Below are 21,730 nucleotides of genomic sequence, written 5' to 3'. Positions count from 1 at the left end.
ATGATGACCTCCTTCTATACAGTAAAATAATCATAGTTGGGCAAGGTTTTACTCAGCCTGGACGACAACAGCTTCCACCAATCGGCCAATGTAGGCTGCTCGGCCAATTCCACGAAGCTAACCGCAACTCCGATGCGGCGCCACCGCTCCACCAGACTCATAATCCGGATGGAATCCAGTCCCCACAACATAATCAGGTTGTCGTTATCCGCAATTTTGGACGGCTGTTCCTGCAGAAGCTCTGCCACTTCTTCACGCACGGATTGCTGCGTCAATGGCCAGCTTCCGGCCTCAGACTCCGCTTGAGATGCGTCCTCCATTTCAGCTGCAGGCGCTGCGGCCTGCGAATGACTCAGTTCAGCAACGAGACGCTGCGTCGTTATCGTGACCGCGCACCGCTCGGCCGCATAAGTGAGTGCCATCCGATGCTTCTCCTCCGAAAAGTCCGCGACCGCATCGGCGATGAAGAAGGGCTGCACCTCCTGCATGAATGCTTCGCACGAGGTCAGCAAGCAGCCTATGTGGGCATAAATGCCGCACACCATCAGCTGATCCCGGCCGCGCTGGCGCAGCATATCCAGCAAATTGGTCTTTTGAAATGCGCTGTAGCGCCACTTGGTCATCACGATATCGTGCTCGCACGGAGCAACCTCGTCCACGAACTTTTTCTGATAAGGCCCATCGTCAATGCCCGAGCCCCAGAAATCCTGCAGCAGTCCGCGCTCTTCAGCCGTCTGGCCGCCAGGCTGCGCCGAATACACAACGGGTATCCCGAGATCGGCGCAATGAGCACGGAGCTTACGGATGTTCGCCAGCAGCTCCGTGACAGGCGATTCATTGACGTCGAAGGCGTCAATGAAGTATTGCTGCATATCATGTATAAGAAGAACGGCACGCCTTGGATCAGGCGTCCAAGCCACCTTGTTCACCGGCAGCTCGGACTCCACAGGCATCGTATAAGGCAATATAGAAGGAAGAGCCATATTATCTCCTCTTTTCAGCGTTATTTTGGAACGTGTGCTAAGGATTCCTGCTTCTTGGCAATCAGCTCGCGCAGTATCTTTTTACTCACCTTGCCCACCCCTGTCTGGGGGAACGAATCCACGAACTCCACCCGGTCAGGAATTTTGTAAGCCGCCAGCCCGCGTCCTCTAAGAAAGGCCTTGAGTTCGGCTGCTGTCAGCGAAGGGTGCGAAGAGTCATAAAGGATAACGAATGCGCATGTGCGCTCGCCGAGGAACTCGTCCGGCATCGAGACGACCGACGCATCATGCACGCCGGGATGAGCCAGGAGGTGATTCTCTACCTCCTCTGCCGCCACCTTGTCTCCGCCGCGGTTAATTTGGTCTTTGTCCCGTCCCTCAATGACCAAATAACCGGATGAGGTCAACCTGGCAAGGTCGCCCGTACGGTAAAATCCGTCCGTTGTGAATGCCTTGGCGTTATGCTTCTCGGCCTTGTAATATCCGCGAATGGTATAAGGCCCGCGCGTCAGCAAATGTCCTGCCTCTCCCGGGGCGACTTCGCAATCATCATCGTCCAGCAGCCGGATTTCATCATAAGGCGACATCGGTCTGCCCTGCGTGTTGACGATAATCTCTTCCGGATCATCCAATCTGGTATAATTCACCAGACCTTCCGCCATCCCGAAGACTTGCTGCAGCGTGCAGCCCATCGTCCCGCTAACCCGCTTGGCCGCCTCCGCGCTGAATTTGGCCCCGCCGACCTGCAGCACCTGAAGATTGGACAGGTCGTAACGGCCTGATGCCGCCGCGTCAAGCCAGATTAATGCCAGCGGGGGCACTACGGCCGTAATCGTGACACGCTCCTTCGCAATGAGAGGGAATGCCTCGTCCGGGCTTCCTCCGCGCGCAAGAACTACTCTGCCGCCGGCGTATAGCGTCCCAAGCACGCCGGGCGAGCTAAGCGGGTAATTGTGAGCGACAGGGAGCACAGCTAAATATGCGCTATTCTCATTCAAGGAGCAGATCTCCGCGCTCACCCGCAAGCTGTACATGTAGTCATCATGCGTGCGGGGAATCAGCTTCGGCAGCCCGGTCGTTCCGCCGGACAGCTGGAGAAAAGCGACATCATCAGGGCTTGGCCCCTCCATGCCTTCCGCAGGATCGGCATACAAATCACCCAGCGGCGTAAACTTCCCCGGGTCTCCTGCCACAATGATGTGGCGCAAGGCCGGAGCCGCCTCCTTCACCTGTTCGGCAAGCTCCCGGTAATCAAATCCCGCATCTGTGTCAGGAATGATGTAAGCCACCGCCTCGGTGAAGTCGCATAAATAGGTAATCTCGCTCTTGCGGTGCACCGGCAAGGAGAAGACAGGCAGCGCGCCTAAGCGGAACAGCGCAAAGATCACTTCAAAGAATTGCGGGATATTGGGCAACTGGACGATAACCCGATCCTGCGGCTGAATCCCCAATTTGCGGAATCCGGCAGCAAGACGTTCTGCCTTGGCGTCAAGCTCTGCATAGCTTATCCGTTGTTCGCCGCTGACGATGGCAACGCGCTCCCCGTGAGCTGCGGCGCGCTGCCGCAGCATGCCGCCGAATGTCTCTCCCCGCCAGCATCCTTCCTTACGGTAGTGATCGGCATACTCCTTGGGCCATGTTGGGCATCCTGGAAGCATCAATTATCCCTCCCGAGCCATCGATAATTGTTGTTGATTATTCAGCCCCATCGCAAGCAGCAAGGTGCGGAACTTGGCTGAAGTCTCCGCAAGCTCGGCTTCCGCATGTGAACCGGCAACGATCCCCGCTCCCGCGAATAGACGCAGCGACCGTCCTTCCGCCTCTGCACAGCGGATCGTGACCGCCCATTCTCCGTCGCCATTCGCATCGCACCAGCCGACCGCTCCCGTATAGAACCCCCTATCAAAGGGCTCAGTCTCGTAAATAACGTCCCGGGCCAAATCCGTAGGCGTTCCGCAGATGGCAGGCGTCGGATGCAGCGCCATTGCCAGCTCTATCGAAGAGGTAGAAGCATCGGCAAGCTCCCCGTTTATTTCGGTGGAGAGGTGCCACATCGTCTTCGTTTGAACAAGCGATGGTCCAGCAGGAACATCTAATTTTTTGCAATAGGGACGCAGCGCGGCCACGACAGCATCAATGACCACTTTATGCTCATGTCTGTCCTTGACGGAGGCCAGCAGTGCAGCCGCCCGCCGCTCATCCTCGACAGGATCGTCGCTGCGCGCCGCAGAACCTGCCAATGGGTTGGCCTTGAGCTGCATTCCCGTCTTTGTGACGAGCAGTTCCGGGCTGGCTCCAATCAGCGTTCTGGGAGCTTCGCACGAATCCGCTGCACAGTCATTTTCGCCTAGATTGACTGCGAAGGTATATCCATGGGCATTTTGACAGGCCAAATTAAGCAGCAGCTGATGAATATCGACTGCTTGCGGCAATGTAATGTGCAGCGTTCTTGATAGCACCACCTTCTCAAGCGCGCCCTGATTCAAACGCTCTAAAACCTGGTCCACACCTTCCTTAAATTGTTCCGGCTCGGGAATCTCTCGCATCTCATAAGCTGACGCCAGGGACCTTTCCATTTGATTCTCTGAATCGAAGCGCAAAGGCCCGGCCCATTGAGCCGTGTTCGGCACAATAAGCTGTGCAGGCTTCGTAACATCAAAAGGAATCGCTCCTGCAACAACCGGCACCTCATGCCCGGCTTGTCTGGCCGCGGCCAGAAGGTCGGCAACGCGGCGCGTCAGGCTATTCCCTTCATCCTGCTCTTGAGCGTGCCACCGCGCCCATTCTCCCTGTGCCAGCAAGGTCCGGCGCGGTGAAGAGAAAAAGAAGGACGAACCCGCCCGGTATTGTTCCAGCAGCTCTGCAGCAGACGCCACAGGAGCCGCATCACATTTCAACATGTCTACCCTCTCCTTCCATGTATAGATCAGCACCCCAAAGTCGCACCGCCGTCGATACACAAGTCATGCATCGTAATATGCCGCGCCCGATCGGATACGAGAAAGGCCACTGCATCGGCAATATCCGAGGGCAAGGCCAGCTTCCCCAGCGGTATTCCCAAGCGGAACGCCTCCGGCGAACCGGCGATGATTGCCTGAGCCCCGCCGTCATCGCTCCATAAAGATCGCTGCATCGCCGTGTCCGTGGAACCAGGAGACACGACATTGCAGCGAATATTGTGCCGGGCATATTCCAGCCCGAGACATTTGGTGAACATGGTTGCCGCAGCCTTCGAAGCCGCATAAGCCGACATCTGCGCGCGCGGCACCCCGGAAGCATTCGATCCCACTGTCACGATAGAGCCCGAACTGCGGGGCGCCATGCGCCTTACTGCAGAACGGGACATATAGAACACGCCGTTGACATTGACGGCGAAGGTCGCCTTCCAATCCTCATCGCTGAGCGACTCGATCGGCCCTGTCCGCAGCAGCCCTGCCACATTAACGAGAATTTCAATGGGGCCCAGCTCACGTTCGATCCGATCCGCCGTCTCTTCAACGGCTGAGCTATCACCCACGTCTGTCTGGTATGCCGCAGCATGGAGACCGCTGGCACTTAGATCAGCCGCAAGGCCGTTAATTCCATCGGCATTCCGATCCACTGCCGCAACGATGGCCCCAAGCCCGGCAAGGGCCCGTGCCACCGCTTCTCCAATGCCCTGAGCAGCGCCAGTGACTATGGCAACTTTTCCCCTTATCCCTGCACTCTCCACTTCTTCAACCCCTCTTTATTTCTCTGGACTTAAAGCAAAACGCAAAGCCCGGCTGATCAAAATCGGCAGCACCGATACATGGCCTTCATCTTCAAACTCTCGGTACACTGCTCCCACTCCGTGGCTTGAGAGAGCGGATAACCGTTCCGAGAGCTCCCTCGCGCTGTCGCAATTGCCGGAGACATGACTTTTCTCCAGCTCGCCCACACCGAGCAGCAGTTGGACGTTGACAGGCTCCTCCTTCACACGGGCCGTGAATATCCGCTCCTGTTCAAGCAAATATTGCTTGTTCCAATGGATGGATGGACTACCCGCTATATAGCACTGGAATGCGCCCGGCTTAGTAAACAGCGCATACAGCGCGAAAAGGCCTCCAAGAGAATGACCGAAAATCGTCTGTCGATTGCGGTCGATCTTGAACTCGCTTTCTATCTGCGGCTTCAGCTCCTCCTCGATGAATTGCAGGAAAGCCGCGGCTCCGCCTTGTTCAGGCAGAGCCGTGCCATCGGACTTGTGGCGGTATTCGTTAGTTGGAACCGGCGTGAAATCATAAAAGCGATCCGGCACATACGGTCCATCCGTCTCATAGCCGATACCTACAATTATCGCAGGCAACACTCCAGTCTTATCCGGCCGGCGGCACTGCAGACGCACCGCCTCCGCCATCGTCCCGAATACGGAATTTCCATCCAGCAAATAGATAACTGGAAATCCTGAGGGAGGAGGCGCTCCCTCAGGTTGCGCCACGATAAGCCGATATGTCCGGTTCTCTGCGCGCGAGCGCATCATCCATTGTTCCGCACGGGGAATATCGACCTTGCGGCGCGCGATATCGTTGAGCGTGGTTGTCTGTTTCATCTAATCCCTCCGCTTATTGGGCCAGCAGCCGAACTGTATCGTCAATAATTTTCTCGTAAGCGATCAGGCCGCTGCCAAGCCAATATTTATTGCTCACCTCGTACACATGTCCTTGCTTGGTGGCAGGCATGTTTTTCCAGATAGGACTTTCCATCATCTCTTTCATGCGCTCAGTCCCTTGATCATAGGCATTAATGACAAAAATATAGTCTGCGTCCAGTTCCGGGAGTATCTCCATGGATACATTGGCGCTGTTCTCATTCTCCACCAGCTTGGACATGCCGAGCCCCAGATCCTGATGCACAACATAACCGCACAAATATTTGCCGCCCATCAGGCTGACGCCTCTGGCCGCAAAACGGATAATCGCCACCTTTTTTTCTCCAACCGCTGTATTCAGCTTTTCCTTGGCATCGTTCACTTTTTGTTGATAAGCCTGCAGCGCATTGCCGGCTTCGGCAGATTTGCCGAGCAGCTCTCCAATCGCAGCGAGAGACTTCTCAATATTTCCGGAAGCGTTTTTGAACACATAGGTTGGGGCAATTTTGGAATAGTTCTCATAGTTTCCATTTTGAGCATAGGTCTCGGTGTGCAGGATAATCAGATCGGGATTGTAGGTCATTAGCACCTCCGGCGATGGCAGCCCGCCCGAAAGGTCAAGCTTCGGCACATCCTTCAATTCCTCTTGCAAATAGTCGTGTCCCATATTGCCGTTGGACCATTGAGCTACCGGCTTAACGCCGAGCTTGAGCAGAGAGTCCTCCAGATTGGGAGCGAAAATGTTCTTCGGTTCTGCCGGAAGCTTAATCTCATGGCCAAGCTCGTCAGTTACGGTCCGCTCACCGGCTGGTTCCGCGCTTTTCTCCCCTGCTGCGGACACTTCAGAGGTTGTTGCAATTGAGCCTTGCTGTCCGGTCGGTGTAGCGCTGCTCTCCACCTTGGAGCCGCAGGCCGTCAGCAAGCTTCCTATAAGCACACAGCACATCAATGCCGAAATTCGGGCTGTAAAACCAGACTTTACATTAACGAGACGTTCCAACACGGTATATCTCCTCCTGTGATAATAATTCTCAATTGGCTTGAGTATAAATCATGTGGCGAACGATTCACCATAGCCATTATCCAGAAATCCATTTGGACAATTTCCTGTAAACAGGAGCAGTGCTTCATCCAGCATCCTCATGATCGCAACCGCCGAATACTCGAACCACGGATCGGATGTGATGGGGTACACGTGTCTGCTTTTTACCGCTTTCAGCTGACGCCACCCGGCTGAATGCTGCAGCGCCAGCCAGTATGCCCGGGATGCTGCCTCGGGACACACCAAGACCAGAATCCTGTCCGGGTTCAGCTCAGACACTTGCTCCAGCGTCAGCTGCATGCTGCAGGACGTAGCTCTCCGGCAAGCTGCTTCAAGCTTGAGGTCTTGGTAGAGAACGTCCTCCAACCCGCGGTTCCCATAGACATGGATGCTTTGCCCATAGATGCGCAAGGCTAACATTTTGTCCTGTCCCAGCACTCTGTCAATCTGCGGCCGAGCAGACTGGACTCTCTGTTCATATCGTTGTATCCATTGCTCCGCCTTATCTTCCCTATCCAAAAATCGGGCAATCATCCGCAGCTGGTCCCGCCAACCGGCGTCTGCCGGAACAATGAGAGACGGCGCGATGTCCATCAGTTTTGTCTTCTCGAAGGGGTACAGCTGGTCGGTTCCGATAATGGCATCGGGACGCCCCTGAACGAGCTTGTTCAGATTCACCTCGAATGTCCAATTGGTGTAGGGATCAGTAAGCTTCAGGTGGGACTTAATCTGCGTACGATAGGCGTTATAGTAATAGGGGGTCCACTTCGGATCAAGCGGCGCTGCTGCCGGCATGACATCCAGAGCAAGCAGTTGTCCTGTAACCGAAGAGGAGCACGCAGCTATCGATCGCCTGGAGTTTTTCACAAAGTCAGACGGAGACACGCCAACCTCCTTCTTGAATTTGCGGCTAAAGTAAAATTCGTCCTTATATCCCACCTTCAAGGCGATATCCCGCAGGCGCTCGCCCGATTCGGCCAAATAACGCTTTGCGCGATTGATGCGCAGATCCGTCAAATAGTCCATGGCGCTTTGCCCATATGTTTTCTTGAAGAGATCAACAAAATATTTGGGACTGATGTTCGCCATCTGTGCCAGTTGTCCAATCGAAAGCGGTTCATTATAGTGCTGATCCATGAATTCCCTGATCTCCATCAGATTCGTTTTGCGATTCCGGCCCGGCGTGAACAAGCTTTTGTCTGTCTGCAGCTCTTTTTTTGAAAGCACGAGGAACCTCCTTTTGGTTATAAACCATGAGCAGCTTATGAAATTGATGTTGCTATTGTATGAAAATGATAATCATTATCAATTATTAAACTAGCATAAGCATTCCTTCCAGTCAATCAATTTTTGGAAATTCGGCGGCTTAAAAAGCAGGCTCCGCAACCTTTTTAGCGGTTCACAGCGCTTAAAATAAATAAAGGCCCCCAACGTCAGCTGAAGGCCTTCTCACATATAATTATACATTCGTTCTTCCCCTTTTAATGAGTTCGATTAATCCGGTTATCATGGCCTGCAGCGCATCTTCCTTCGGCATTTTAATGTAGCGGCTAAGATCGATCATCTCCTGTTCGTAGAGCTCGATAATTTGTAACATGGCCTCCTTGTCATCGCCCTGCGCTCTCTGAATCAACTCCAGGAATTCAGTTTCTGTGATAACGTTTTGAGGGAATTCCTTTTCCATTTATTCACCCCCTGCTGGGTTAATTGCATGTCTAGCGCCACTTCCTTTTCGCTTTTGTCGTGAATATATATTTCGCTTATAATATGCCTGGCCTTGTCGGATGTAAGGGAGCTTAGCAGCTCATGAATAAATAGCTTGGAATCCGATTGTTCCGTGAAATTTGAGCCCATGACAATTTCAATTTTCAAAGCCATTTCCCTTGTGTGCTTCACTCTGGCACGATACTGAAGTCTCCATGCGATCCTCCTTAACTCCTGCTGATAATGACGATAAGTAGGCACAGAAGACATCCTAATCACCTCCATAAATATCATCCTCTCATAAATTAAGGGAATATATAGAATGTTTTTACAACCTCATATATGTTCATACTTCAAAACTCGCGGATGGTTGTAGATCGGTCTGACTCATCTCCTATATGTGTACATCCTACTGATAAGGGAGGTTTGAAGTATGGAGAGTGTATTGGAATGCATGGCGGCAATTATGGGCGGCGGCATCAGCATTTTATACGGCGAATGGAACTCATTGTTGCAGGTACTCACAGTTATCGTTGTCATCGACTCGATTGCGGGGATCGTCATATCGAAAGTAAGAGGTGAATTGCATAGCAAGTCAGCCCTGATCGGCATTGCAAGAAAAATCTTTATGTATTTGTTGATTGCGATTGCGCATCACATTGATTTGGTACTGGGCCAGACGCATTACTTTCAGGACGCGGCCACTTATTTCTATATTGCTAACGGTCTGATCAGCATCTTAGAGAACGGAATCAAGCTGGGAGTGCCTGTCCCGGGCGCATTCCGCAGAGCCATACTGAAATTCAAGGAGTTAAGTGAGGAGGACGAAAGGAGCGCCAAGGAATGACGGCTTGTCGTTAGAGCGGCAAAAATAATTTACTTATATTCCATAATAACACTTTTCGTTCCATTTTGCTTCATTATTTTGTGGACGCAGGAAAAACAACATGCCCTGCTTGCAAAGCTAGGGCATGTTGGGTATCAGTTCATGATCTCGAAGATAATCAGCATTGAAATGATGAATATTAAAGCTCCCACTAGAAACGAAGTGACTTCCTGTACTCTATTTTGCTTCCTTATATGCAAATCGAACGCCTGAGAGAAAACATGCAGAGACATGCACAGTGTCATTAAGCCCAAGTATATGACTTTATCTCCTTTTATAAAGACAGCCAATGCTCCAAAGATGATTACACCTAAAGCGGTTAGGTATTTGCATGTTTTAATAAGTCTATTCATTAGAACTAATTAGATGGTTGGTATCCATCCGCTCTTTCTAAAAGATTATAAGCAATTTTAATTACTTCGTTACTGCTGTGTCCCAAAGGATAAGTATGGTTGGTCACTTTTTTTGCAACTCCATCTTCATAAGTTCATTCCCTTGGTCCTCTATTCGTTTTACAGCCTCTTCTGTACTAGCCTTTCCCTCTAACAATTGAGCGATTTCTAACTCTGCCATCTCTCTAAACTTTTTCCAAAACTCAGGAGGAATTTTACTGTATCCAGTCGAAATCGGGTTCCATTTTAATTTATAAAAAGCTTCCATGTGATGCCCTTCATCAATTGGAATGTATTTCGTTCTAACGTGCAGCACATTTTTAGATGCTTTAGAGATTGCTTTTGCAAATTCATCACTATGAATATACTGTATAAATTTCCATGCTGCCTTTATGTTTGAAGCTTTACTATTAATAGAAAATATAATGCCGGGATTTGCGGAGCTCGTGGTACCGGGCGAGGTCATGTCCACAGGAAAGGTAACCACGTCCCAATTTGGGAACGTTTCGCTCTTTGAACGCTGCTTCGCCTCTTTTAATTGATGTACAAAAGAATAATAATCTATGGTCATTGCTACTTTACCAGCTATGAATGGCTGACTGAACAAAGACTCTTCATATGATTGAACTTCCGATGGCTGGCTTGGTCCAGTGTAAATAGCTCCATTTTTAACACTTTGTATCGTACGATCAACAAACTTTGTCCAGGCTTCTGTGTTGAAGGTCACTTTCTGTTCTTTCCTATCTACTAATCTTAACCCCAAGGAGTTTCCGTATAATTCGATAAATCTAAAAAAGTTGTTATTAAACACGTTATCTGTACCGTAAATCTGGACTTCATCAGAATATTGATTCCCAAATAGATGAGTGATTTCAAAAAAACGGTCTATGCTCATCTGATCTTCCGGATACGGAATATGAAACTGATCGAATAAATCTTTGTTATAAAAAACGGCCATACTGTTAAAGAACGGCGCTAATCCGAATAGCTCCCCATTACTAAGTCCTTTTATTAACTCAATAGATTGCGGCAATATACCGTCTATGTCAAAGTTATCCTGTTTTATCAGTGCATCCAAATTATACAAAATGCCTTCGTTCGCAAATTGCTCGTATGTAATTGGACTTAACATAAGAACATCAGGACTCTTTTCCTGAATTAGTTTGCGCATTTCACTAACAAGATCATTTTCTTGGTTCAACACACCGTTTGTTGGAATTACTTCAACTTGTAAATTTGGAAATTTTGAAGAAAACAGCATCCCGTAATCCTTATAAAAAGACTTTTCGTCATGGTACATAACCTTAAGAGTTTCACTAGCAGCATCCATATCTTCTGATTCTTTTTGGGTGCATCCTAGTATAAGTAATGATCCTATCAGCAGCATAATGATGATTCTTTTCATGCTTCCTCCCTCATCTTGTTTTCCTTCCTTAGGTGAAAAAAGAAAATATGCGCAGCACCTGACTACGCACTTCGAAAATCATGTAAACTTCGGACATTAATCTATGGTCTCGGATTGGCCATACCATCATTCATGTCAATGATTCGTGCACATTGTCCGGCAATATCCGTATCATGCGTAACCATAACAATTGTTTTTCCTTGTTTATGAAGCGAATGGAAGAGCTCCATTATGGAACTTTCTGTGTTCTCATCCAAAGCTCCCGTAGGCTCGTCGGCCAACAAAACATCCGCATCATTAACAATGGCTCTCGCGATGGCAGTCCGCTGGCATTGTCCTCCTGAACACTCAGAAGGATACCGATTTCTCAAGTCATAAATCCCTACATCTTTAAGAACCTTCGATACGCTGGCAGTAATATCAGTCTTTGAACGTTTATTGTATTTAAGAGGCAGTGCGACATTGTCAAACACCGTTCGATCATATATAAGCGCATAATGTTGTACTATAAATCCAATATGATTGCGCCGAAAACGGCTGAGTTGATTGGGCCGCTCAAAGTTAATCTTTTCTCCATCAAAATAATATTCTCCTTGATCCAGCGAAGTCAGCCCGCCCAGTATATTCAGTAAAGTAGATTTACCTGAACCACTCCGTCCCATTATCGCAACCATCTCTCCACTCTCAATTTCTAGATTTACATCAACTAATGCACTCACAGCTGCATCACCGTGCCCGTATGTTTTTGCTGCATGTTCTAATACGATTTTCGACATCAATCCTTCCTCCTTAGCATCGTGTCAATATTCAATTTCGACAAATATACCAGCGGTTGTACACAGCTTCCGATAACGATAATACTGCTGAACAAAATCCAATAAAGACTGTAACCAACAGCTTTGCTAAATAGCATAGCCGTAATGGAATATGCGAGAATATGAGATACGATAAAGATTAGGAAGCATTCTGTAAATACATAAGACATCATATTGCGGATGGTTCCGCCACACATCAAATGAATGCCATAATTAAGCTTGTTTCGCTGCAGTTTGGTCGTCATGATTACGGATAAGCTGATGGTAGCGAATCCAATCATAATCCAACCAATCAACATCATTAAATGTATGCTTTTACCGGCTGTTAATTTCAGTAATTTTACTTCCCAATTCGATACATCCCAAACAGAAAAATCAAACATATCATATTTTTGCCGTAGCTGTTCAAACGCCGCAATGAAGCTGCCCAAAGAATACCCTTCTGCCATTTGAATGGTGCCGTTTACTTTACTGAGATAATTAATCATTTGGAACGATCGATCTTCTTCCGAGACAGGCTCATTCGGATCTATGACAGCAGGAAGGAGCACATACCGATCCAGATACATCAGACTCCCGTCCCTGCGTCTCATGACTGAATCTTGCTCCAGAAAACCGACCACTTCCATCGTAAGTTTCTTGGTATAATGAATGATACTCAACCGCTCTCCCAACTTATAATCAGAAGCGTATTCGTAACCTAAAATAACGGGAAGGGAAAAATCATGAGGGGGTAAAATATATTCATCTGAGGAAAATGTTTTGCCTTGACCCACTCGCAGCTTGAACTCATCCCATGCATTTTCGTTGAGCATCACGGCCTTTATAAATGCATATGTAATCCCTTCATTCTCGTAGTTATAACTGTCTAAATCATCGCCATTTTCATATCCTTCACGAAACATATCTGCACCCGTATAATTGGCAACATAGATGGGCTGAATTATCGTTTCTAAAAATGTATATCCTTCACCCTGGTTTAGTTCAGAATAAAAACCTTTGAGGTGACTCAATCCATAGTCACTCTTAAAAAATTGATTAAGCTGACTTCCTTCTAAATTATCCGATATTTGATACCTTGTTTTCTCTGTCAACTTTCCGTCATACTTCTGTTTTGAATTTTGCATGCTTTCAATGTTGTAAAACACTGTATTAACTACAATAAATGATATAGTAAATTGCAATATGATCAGACTAGTAAATACTTTAGTATTCTTTATACTTTTTAGTGCTTCTGAAAACATCATCTGGAAACGCTCCTAACTGCCCGATCGGTCCATCTGCTCATGAAATATGCCAAAGGTAACATGCAAAACGCCATCCCTGTTAAGATTGTAGTCACATACGCAGGAATCAACTCAGAAATAAACGTTAAATTCGCCGATAAAGCGAATATACCAAGCAGAATGCCAATGGTATAACTTATTATAGAGATAAAGAAATATGTCTTGAAAGAATCCCAAAATATCAGAAATGAACTATAGCCGCACAATTTCTGAATCGCGATGATATGTTTTCTTCTTTCCACCCAATAGGCGGTAATGACCGCTGCACAAGTGATAAAACTAAAAAAAACAGCAAAATAAATAAACTGATAGATGTTTTCATTGCGAAAGAAACGCCTTGTTCCCTCTATAGATGAATCAATTTCCTTTATCGTCCAGCCTTGCTTCATAGCATAACCCTTCAGCTTTTCAAAAGTAGTATTTATGTCCCCTTTTCCACTTCCATCCAATGACCACACTCCGTTGTTATCCAAATTTTGGATTCCATCAATATTCACCATAATCATGTCATCCAATTTACTAAGTGTATCCATCCCTATAATCCCAATAACCTCATAGGTTTGCCCTTCGTATTTATATAATGGAACTCCCCCCTTGGTGAATATTTGAGTTCTTTTCGCTTGCCCCAATAAGGCCAAGCTTTGTCCAGAGAAAAAGTCTTGCTTCGTAAAAAACCTCCCCTGGATTAGAGGCATTCGACTCGTGGTCTCTTTAAAAAATACCGCTTTGAAATTCTCACTAATAGATTTATATAGAATATCACCCGGATTCAAGTAATCCACAAAGTCCTTAACTTCTGCTGAATCAGCATTTTGAAGCGAAAAAGAAATAGCTGAATTGCTTACATAACCTTGGCTAATCTTCTCTAATAGCTGATACTCAAATAAAGTCGAAGCCACCCAGTTCGTACAAAAACCTACGGCAGTAAATACAATAATAAGTAAAATCGAGGGTAATTTAGCTCTTATTTCCATATTCTCATCCTTAGTATAAATGTTCCACAGTAACGTACATTACTGTGGAACACTTTAATAAACTATCTATTCCTTACTCTTTGAACCCCCAGTTTGTTCTCATAGAAAATAGAGGTTCACTTGCCTTTACGTAATCGGTTTGTGCTGTAGTTTTAGAATATCCCCATTTTCTTTCCGAATCGTAAATGGTGTTTCCAAAAATCGCATGAACTACTCTTGCACGAGTATAATGATATTGGTGAACGTCATTCTTAATTGCAGTCGTCCATGCTTTAGCCCTCCATTTTCCACCATTATGATCATAATCTCTCCAGCCACAATGTGTTACAGTTATACCATCTGTAACCGTTTCGACTGGAGTACAATCTTCCGAAATGGTGTTGAACAACTGCAGATTTTCTTGTCCGTTACCATTAATAACAAACTTTCTATTCAATTCATCAATATAAATTCCACCAGTCGAATTATTTCCTTCGTCTGTTGTAGCAAAACTGTTGGAACTAATAACATACAACTGATTGCAACGAGTAATAATCGGGTATAGATACTTTTCTTCATTTTCCTACATCCTCCTTTATTATTCTTAAATGAGTCATAGAAGTAAAATCTGATTCGCTAGGTGCTCTAATACTTGGCATAGAATATCCTCCCATTATTTTAAAATATTACATGGTATGATATATATTCCTCTTGATAGTCTGGTTATAAACACCAAAGTGATAAAAGTAAAAATATACATTTATACCATACCACACCTAAAAAAATACCTAGTTTCACATTGTAAATCAAGATATTTTATTCCATTTAATATAAAGTTTCACTAAATTTAGTTGTAAGTCAGTAGAAGCGTTTTTTTGAGGCAAGATGATAAGCTTTAAAGTAAGCTTGTATAAAACGACAACTTATGAGGGCTACCATTACAATCAAGAGGCACCAATTGATACGATATAAAGTGAGAAAATTAAGGAAGATTCATGGTACTTGATTATTAGCTGTTTATTAGTTGAAGAAAAGAGAATTTTTATATACAGATTATCCCATGAAAATGTAAAAGACACCTCTATTATTAAGGTGTCTTTTTTACGTTCTTACTCGCATTCTATTTGTTGCACCACCTGCATAACCCGTGTAGCCAAGTCCGCAGGCTCTTGATCCAGCTTGACCTTCGCTTTGCCATGACGGCGTGCCTCGCGCCATACCCGTATGTCAGCCTCACTCTCCAACCGGAGTTCCGCCACTTCGCGGGCCCGGTCAAAGAGTGGCTTCGCCGTAAATAGCGTGTGATACACGTAATGGCCACCCGGCACAATCGGCTGCTCTCGCTTCTGCCATGCCTCGACCGTGAAGAGCACATATAGCTCATCCGCAGCCCCGCGGCTGGACTCGATATATGTAATCTCGTGACGTGGCAGCACCTTCCATTCCTGCACGCGGCCGTAATACCGGATTCCCGCTTCACTCCCAAATTGCTTCATCGATTGATATAACGCCACATATTCAATTTGGGTAAGCTGGCGGTGATCAGTAATCTGCTGCAGAGGAACATGGTAATAACGCTTCGCTAACGCTGCCTCTAGCTGCTTCTCAGCCGCCCTGCCCAAGGCGCCGACGAGCACGTTGTTGCCTGCCAGCTTCTCCGCATAGTAATGCTCTGTCCCTCTTGGCCGCGTGGAACGTTCGTAGGCTTTTTCCGGACTATCTTCGATAATCTCATCCAGGAACTGCTCCATCAGCTTCGTCGCGTTCGGCAAGAACGGCAATGCCCCGATGTTAATCAACTCAATACTCTTATAGAAGCGATGCTGTTGGAACTTCTCCTCGTCCGCATAAGGGAACAATACATACGCCCCGAACATACTGCGCTCATACGTCTGGTTAGCAGTGTCCTCATACACAATCGCGTCCCGATACCGATGCATCGTATTGATGTCCTCTTCCTCCGGTCCGGGTTGCTTATACTTCGACCAATAGGGTGTGCTCTCATAGGCGGGATTTAAGCGGTATTTCGCATCAAAAATATATTTGTACTCCGTTGCCGACTCATTTTCTTCAAGGTTAGCACTGTATCCGGGCGTTGCGACAGTGTCTTGCTCACCTCACCCGCAGGCAGGGCATTGTAATAGAGCGTAAATTCCTCTCCATTCCGAGGATTGCGGTATTTCACCTTCGCCTTCCTTGACTGGTCCAGCGTCACGAATAGTCCGCCCCGATTCACCTTAATAATATCCTGCTGGATGAGCTCATATTTTTCGCCTAACAGTTGGTGAATTTTCAGAAAGCACCAATACTCATACAGCTGCGCCAAATCCTTCATCGACAGCCGGAACAGGTCCGTCTGAATGGACAAGCCTTTCATCAGCATGAGATAGTAACGGTACACCTCACGATATCCCGGTGCCATTTGCAGCACGAGCGAGATCGACATCTGTCTCATTTCGCCGACCTGAAGAAAATCCTGCTGCAGCACTCGCCGAATCTGGTTGTTCATCTGATCGAGACGACGAAGTAGATGCTCATCTCGCGTTCGTTGCATGTTCAGCAAGCTCGCTCTAATGCGCTTCAGCTTCTGCTCAATCCGCAGGAACACCCACCGCACAAAACGGTTCTCGGCTGTATCGAACGACACCTGCCGCCGCTGCTCCAGCAAGTGTGAGGCGGTATAACGTTTACCATGAATAGAGATGATTCCGTTAGCCCCAGCTTCTTGAAGCAAATGAGGTCGCTTCGTTAAATAAGTCGCATTGCCCTTGTCCGCCCTTCTTACTCGAGCCGCCTCCACCTTGCGGTACTCGCTCTGCAGCTTCGTATGTGGAGCAGCCTGAATGCGTTCTACGGCCTGTACCAGCTGTGTAAACAGATGCTGAAGGATAACGAAAAATTCCGTTAAGCTCTGATGCTTCGTCTCCTTGAGACCGCTGAGATGAAACGTTTTGCGCAAGAAATCAAACGCTAAGTTCGAAATTTGTGCATTCACATCATTCAAGATGAGGAGGTAATCGCGTTTATAATCCATTTTGGACGGAAAAATCTCGAGTTGGATGCGCAGCACCGTTTCTCCGTGCAATTGAAGCTCCAGCTCCGTCAACCCGATTTCATTCGTAAACCGCAATATACCGGATAGAATTCGGCTCCCTAACGGCCTGACCGCATTCCGAAGTTGAACATGCTCGTGGTAGAACGCAAGCGGCAGATCTTCCTTTTTTTCCACAACTAGCTCATAAGCTTGTGTCTCATAGAACAGCGGCGCCAAAGCATCGCCTTCTTGCCAGAGTCGCATCTTGCCATCAACAGGGGAATATAGATAAATCCCTTCCACTTGAACACGCGAAGCAGCAGCAACATGGACATGCGCATCCACCCACGCTTGCTGAGTATCACGGTGCAACTGGAGCGTCTCTACCGTAGGATGAAATGGTTTTCCCTGAATGTACAAAGTAAACAAGTTCGTATCGATCCGAAGGAGCTCCACCACTTCCTTAAGAGAGCCAGTATGAAGTGAAGCCATCCTCCTCCAACCTCCCTAGCATGAAGCCAAGCTTCCGTGCACTCCGTGGATAACGTGCTTCGGATCCATTTTGTACCAAATATAATGGAGACGCATCCTCCATATGTTCATCGATTGAGAAATTTCTCCCCAATGCTTCCTGCATCAGTAACAAGAGCACCCGTTTGATCGCCATATTACTACCCTGAATTCGGGGAAGAAGCTTCTGCAACAGCTGATGGTCGAAGGCCTCGTCTTCGCTCATTAATCCGAACTGCTCGTTATAGATCATATAAAAGCACACGGCATCCCGAATCCGGAACCCGATATGCGCATGAATGGGCTCAAGAATTTGGTTGATTCGGACCAACTTTTCCGTAACCTTTTCGACCAACTGACGCTGCTCATGGTAAACATCGACTAACTGCAAATATTCACAGCGCAGAAATCCATTGGACACAGGATACATCGAAGGCCGCTCGTCCGCTTCCTCAAGGCTAGAGGATACTGATTGAGTTCAATATAGTTGAACTCGATGGTGTTGGCTCGGTCCAATACCTTTTTGCTAAAAGGATGCGTCGTCTCATCCATGTTCACCGTTCCGACCAGATAAACGTTGTCCGGGATATGTAAATCACCGAAGCGAGCACGGTCTTCCTCCTGTGACAGCATCTCCGGCTGAAGTAGCCGCGTTGTTACAATACGCTCTCCTTGCCACTCCTGCGTCTCCAACACGCTAAGCACATCACTGAAATAATGCTCCACCCGTGCCAAGTTCATTTCATCTAAGCACACAAAGTAGGGCTTACGCCGATTTTCTGGCTTCATCGCTTCCTCTAGCACCAAGGCAAGCGGTCCCGGTCGAAACGCACCGGACAAGTCCTTATAGCCTAACAAATCAGATGGATCGCTCCAGTCTGGCCGCACCGGAATCAGCGTAAACTGCTGATTGCCCGCTGTTGCCCCTAGCGCCTCTGCGAACAGCTTTACCAGCTTCGTTTTCCCTGTACCTGATACCCCTGCCAAAATGACAAACGGCTTCGTCTTCAGAGATAAGTAGAAGTTCTCAATAAGATGCTCAGGGTAAGAGAAGCCTTTGTGGCGAATATATGCCTGAATACGTTGAAGCTCATCTGCTACAACGAGAGGTGCTTCGATATGTTCCTGATCGGGTTCTGTGTCATCGTGAGGTATTTGCTCTTCGTTCATTTGCCCCTCCACGTATTGCTTGTAGTTAGCAACGACATTATGCAAGTCGGCTATTAGTTGCTCGTCGTCTGGCAGTTGATCCCGGTCGTAACGATAGTAGGCGACAGTTGATACTTGATAGTCGTAGCCGAGACCGCCTGATGTTAAATGAATATTGTCGTCTTTATTCATCCCAGTTAGTGGTAGCTGTCCTCGTAATTGCTCAACCTTCTCACGAAGATACTTATAACCTTCTACCTTCCCGTAATCTCGCAATGGAATCGTAACACCCTGCATCAATGTTAAATAGACCGTACTCATATCCTCCGCAAAAAGGTACACGATGTACTCCCCACGTTGTGTAGTCGTCGTCACACGGTTATCCATAATGGCAATCCAAGGTACGGTCGCCCAATTTCCTTGTCCGACTGAACCTTGAACCTTTAATTGGTCGTGAATAAAGGAAAAACCTGATATCTCATTTGGAATCGTTCTACGTACCATGTTGCCTAATTGATGACCCTTAAACTGCTCTGTCTTGGCTTGTAGATAATTATCCATGACATGTTGGAGCTCTTCTCTTAAGGACCAAGAAAAGTGTGGTTCTTGATAGTATGCTGCTAATTCACGTTCGGCATATTGTTGGAGCTCATCGTGAACCTGCTCACTCCACTGACTTAACAAAGTAGGCTTAAAACCAATAGTTTGATCTGCTATGTCACGCCCAATGATATGAAACAACGCATTAATGGGGTTATCGATAATCGTATGTATTTGACTAACCTTAATGTCTCGCCAATTGGACCCGACACTCGACGGTGGAGCATCTACACGTCTTCCGTTTCGTTCACGTTCCTGTAACGCACTTAAGAAGCGTTCTCTAACTTTTGAAAAGAGTACCTTTTCTTGCCCTAACTCCTTCATTTCCGCTAACAACGCAAGAATAAGAACCATCTTGTACGATTTTTGCTTAGTTTTGAAAATGTTCTGTAGTTCAGCTGGTAAATTCATGGCGTTCACCCGAATGTAAGTATTGTGGTTATACAAGAAAAACGGTAGTACCCTCCATCGAAGCACTTCACCCTCGTTAGGAATGTACGACTACTTCTACAGACTTATATATGTATGTTTCGAGATTATGGAAGAAGATCCTCTTTCATTGTCGATATAGGACATATAACGGCGAAAAAAAGCCCAACAGTCATGACCATTGAGCGTCAAAGCTTGATTTGACTAAACACCTTGCTACTGTTCTTCGTATGTGTTCAATTCTTGCTCTGATTTTTGCAAAAAAATCATCATCTTTATACCATCTTGTACGCCCTTTGCATAAAGCCAGCCCTTTTGAAGAGATACAATCTGTTCATGTAAAGCCAACCATTCACGATGCAACTTTTTCTCGCCCGTTTTCTCTAATTTGTGCATGAATAGATGCTCTAACCGATTTAACTTGTTCTTTAGTAGAAGGACATCATGTAACATTTCGGCGTTCCCTGTAAGCATATCTAGACGCTGGCAAAACGTTTCTTTCACCCAATCTGGCATGATATTTCCCCCAAATTTTATTTTGCACCCTTGTTATACGCATATGCGTACCAGGTCAAAAATTATTATATGGTACGTTGATGCGTATAGTCAAACGTTGTCAGATCTGGAGGATACAGAAATGGGCAAAAAAGTCGTTGTAAAAATTGGTGAACTAACCAAGAAACACGGAATTTCTCTTCGGGAATTATCCCGCTTAGCTGATGTTCGCCATGCTGCATTAAGTGAGCTTTCGAATGGAAAGCGCTCAAACATCAATTTCGCCCACATCGAAAAAATCGCCAACGCACTGGGCATCGACGATATTAGGGAGATTATTGATTTAGTTGATAATAAATAATTTCATTACCTTAGAAAACTTCACTAGAATCTAATACTCCATATTAAGCGGAGCAAAGACATTAAGTATTTTTTCCACCGACACTTCCATACTAGGAGCGACCCCGCGCGGCGCCGGAATAGTGGAACTCTTTTGTGTTTCAACTCACGCTCCTGCGTAAGGAGCGACAGGGGTTGTTAGCATTCCTTTTATTGGATATGCGCTTAAACACCTCCGCTCCATAAAAAAAGCCTGCGACAATCGCAAGCCTTTAATACCATTTTTACATTTTCGAATTTATACTTTGCAAAAGACTAATAATCCTTGCAAATCCAATAAGTAATGAACTTGAAACCAGTGAAGAAAGTGCTGTAGCTAAACCAACAAAGCCCCACTCTTAACGATACGTATACGTATAATCTTCACCATTACAAGAAATAATGACTTTGATAGGTTTCTTATCTTTCGCTACCTCAGCCGGAACTTCGGCCAAGAAATGCAATGTCCCTGCTTTTAACGGTTCAATCCGTGTAATATTGGTATACGTAAAGTTACCGCCGCCATCCTCCTCGATTACAGAAAAAGCTTTATACTCATACTTGTCGTCGTATACTACTTTGACCGATGCAAAATCATCTGCCGATTTCCCTACAGTCAGCAAGCTCTTTACTTTGATCACCACGTCAAAGTAGGTATTGGCGGCGTCTTTCACTTCATAGTAAGAGTAAAAGCTGTTTGGTTTGGGCGGCTCTATTTTGGTTGCGAACTTTGCGCCTTTAATGGTAAGCTCGGCGAAATCCGCGATTTCCTTCGCTTTGTTTACTTCAATTACTTTGTTATCTGCTTCTGGCGCCTTGGCAGGCGGGGCTTCTTCTTTAACAGCCTCTTCTTTTGTCTTATCTTCTGCATTCGACTTCTGACCGTCGGCATTTTTGACTGAATTTGCCTTAAGCTCTGCATTTTCCTTTTCCAAAGCCGCTATTTTCTGTTCCAATGCCTCTGTTGACGTGTTGCTGCTGCATCCGGCTATGGATAGCGCTAACAACAATGATGCTAAAAGGATAGCTGCTTTTTTTTTCTCATTGTCTCTCCCCCTTT

19 protein-coding genes and 1 pseudogene are annotated in these 21,730 nt (G+C 46.7%); 2 read left to right on the top strand and 18 right to left on the bottom strand.

Annotation, left to right across the window (positions count from 1 at the left end):
* Positions 1-14: 14 nt before the first annotated feature.
* From JSQ80_RS15530 to JSQ80_RS15495, 8 genes are all read right to left on the bottom strand, one after another.
* Positions 15-983 carry an isochorismatase family protein gene (locus tag JSQ80_RS15530; protein ID WP_206095930.1) on the bottom strand — a complete coding sequence of 323 codons (969 nt, stop codon included), beginning with the start codon at positions 981-983 and terminating at the stop codon, positions 15-17.
* 20 nt (positions 984-1,003) lie between these two features.
* Positions 1,004-2,641 (bottom strand): (2,3-dihydroxybenzoyl)adenylate synthase, encoded by a 1,638-nt coding sequence (locus JSQ80_RS15525; protein ID WP_206095929.1) that lies wholly within the window; start codon positions 2,639-2,641, stop codon positions 1,004-1,006.
* A gap of 3 nt (positions 2,642-2,644) precedes the next feature.
* Positions 2,645-3,883, bottom strand: coding sequence for an isochorismate synthase DhbC (gene dhbC, locus JSQ80_RS15520; protein WP_206095928.1), 1,239 nt, complete (start codon positions 3,881-3,883; stop codon positions 2,645-2,647).
* Between the two features lie 26 nt (positions 3,884-3,909).
* Positions 3,910-4,695, bottom strand: coding sequence for a 2,3-dihydro-2,3-dihydroxybenzoate dehydrogenase (locus JSQ80_RS15515; protein ID WP_206095927.1), 786 nt, complete (start codon positions 4,693-4,695; stop codon positions 3,910-3,912).
* A 15-nt stretch (positions 4,696-4,710) separates the two neighbouring features.
* Complete coding sequence (locus JSQ80_RS15510) at positions 4,711-5,553, bottom strand: alpha/beta hydrolase (protein ID WP_206095926.1); 843 nt, start codon at positions 5,551-5,553, stop codon at positions 4,711-4,713.
* Between the two features lie 13 nt (positions 5,554-5,566).
* On the bottom strand, positions 5,567-6,595 hold the full coding sequence (locus JSQ80_RS15505; protein ID WP_206095925.1) for an ABC transporter substrate-binding protein: 1,029 nt from the start codon (positions 6,593-6,595) through the stop codon (positions 5,567-5,569).
* Positions 6,596-6,643: 48 nt separating this feature from the next.
* Entirely contained in the window at positions 6,644-7,861 is a 1,218-nt protein-coding gene (locus tag JSQ80_RS15500; protein ID WP_206095924.1) for an AraC family transcriptional regulator, read from the bottom strand.
* 232 nt (positions 7,862-8,093) lie between these two features.
* Complete coding sequence (locus tag JSQ80_RS15495) at positions 8,094-8,318, bottom strand: helix-turn-helix domain-containing protein (protein ID WP_087434593.1); 225 nt, start codon at positions 8,316-8,318, stop codon at positions 8,094-8,096.
* 453 nt (positions 8,319-8,771) lie between these two features.
* Between JSQ80_RS15495 and JSQ80_RS15490 the strand changes: the two genes are divergently transcribed.
* Positions 8,772-9,185, top strand: coding sequence for a phage holin family protein (locus JSQ80_RS15490; RefSeq protein ID WP_206095923.1), 414 nt, complete (start codon positions 8,772-8,774; stop codon positions 9,183-9,185).
* Between the two features lie 495 nt (positions 9,186-9,680).
* On the opposite strand, the gene JSQ80_RS15485 is transcribed toward JSQ80_RS15490, so the two are convergent.
* The 9 genes and pseudogenes from JSQ80_RS15485 to JSQ80_RS15450 all read right to left on the bottom strand — a co-directional run bounded on the left by JSQ80_RS15485 (position 9,681) and on the right by JSQ80_RS15450 (position 20,313).
* Positions 9,681-11,021: an extracellular solute-binding protein gene (locus JSQ80_RS15485; protein ID WP_206095922.1), complete on the bottom strand. Its 1,341-nt coding sequence runs from the start codon at positions 11,019-11,021 to the stop codon at positions 9,681-9,683.
* 101 nt (positions 11,022-11,122) lie between these two features.
* Positions 11,123-11,797 (bottom strand): ABC transporter ATP-binding protein, encoded by a 675-nt coding sequence (locus JSQ80_RS15480; RefSeq protein WP_206095921.1) that lies wholly within the window; start codon positions 11,795-11,797, stop codon positions 11,123-11,125.
* Positions 11,797-13,083, bottom strand: a complete 1,287-nt coding sequence (locus JSQ80_RS15475) for an ABC transporter permease family protein (RefSeq protein ID WP_206095920.1) — start codon at positions 13,081-13,083, stop codon at positions 11,797-11,799. Before JSQ80_RS15475 ends, JSQ80_RS15480 begins: the two co-directional genes overlap by 1 nt.
* A complete protein-coding gene (locus JSQ80_RS15470; RefSeq protein WP_206095919.1) occupies positions 13,080-14,096 on the bottom strand; it encodes an ABC transporter permease in 1,017 nt (338 codons plus the stop codon). The genes JSQ80_RS15475 and JSQ80_RS15470 overlap by 4 nt, the downstream gene beginning before the upstream one ends.
* A 73-nt stretch (positions 14,097-14,169) precedes the next feature.
* Positions 14,170-14,610 (bottom strand): hypothetical protein, encoded by a 441-nt coding sequence (locus JSQ80_RS15465; protein ID WP_206095918.1) that lies wholly within the window; start codon positions 14,608-14,610, stop codon positions 14,170-14,172.
* 574 nt (positions 14,611-15,184) lie between these two features.
* Positions 15,185-17,373 (bottom strand): annotated as a pseudogene (locus JSQ80_RS15460) (DUF2357 domain-containing protein).
* Positions 17,374-17,572: 199 nt separating this feature from the next.
* A complete protein-coding gene (locus tag JSQ80_RS29775; protein WP_336245743.1) occupies positions 17,573-17,974 on the bottom strand; it encodes a hypothetical protein in 402 nt (133 codons plus the stop codon).
* A 26-nt stretch (positions 17,975-18,000) separates the two neighbouring features.
* Entirely contained in the window at positions 18,001-19,779 is a 1,779-nt protein-coding gene (locus JSQ80_RS15455; protein WP_336245742.1) for an MrcB family domain-containing protein, read from the bottom strand.
* A gap of 234 nt (positions 19,780-20,013) precedes the next feature.
* Positions 20,014-20,313, bottom strand: a complete 300-nt coding sequence (locus JSQ80_RS15450; RefSeq protein WP_206095917.1) for a hypothetical protein — start codon at positions 20,311-20,313, stop codon at positions 20,014-20,016.
* Positions 20,314-20,434: 121 nt separating this feature from the next.
* On the opposite strand from JSQ80_RS15450, the gene JSQ80_RS15445 reads away from it, so the two are divergent.
* A complete protein-coding gene (locus JSQ80_RS15445; protein ID WP_206095916.1) occupies positions 20,435-20,653 on the top strand; it encodes a helix-turn-helix domain-containing protein in 219 nt (72 codons plus the stop codon).
* Positions 20,654-21,029: 376 nt separating this feature from the next.
* Here the strand turns inward: JSQ80_RS15445 and JSQ80_RS15440 are convergent, their stop codons facing one another.
* Entirely contained in the window at positions 21,030-21,626 is a 597-nt protein-coding gene (locus JSQ80_RS15440) for a hypothetical protein (protein ID WP_240463676.1), read from the bottom strand.
* Between the last annotated feature and the right edge of the window lie 104 nt (positions 21,627-21,730).

The sequence above is a fragment of the Paenibacillus apiarius genome (assembly GCF_017052585.1).
GTDB classification, from domain to species: Bacteria; Bacillota; Bacilli; order Paenibacillales; family Paenibacillaceae; genus Paenibacillus_B; species Paenibacillus_B apiarius.
This window is presented reverse-complemented; position numbering and strand designations above follow the sequence as displayed.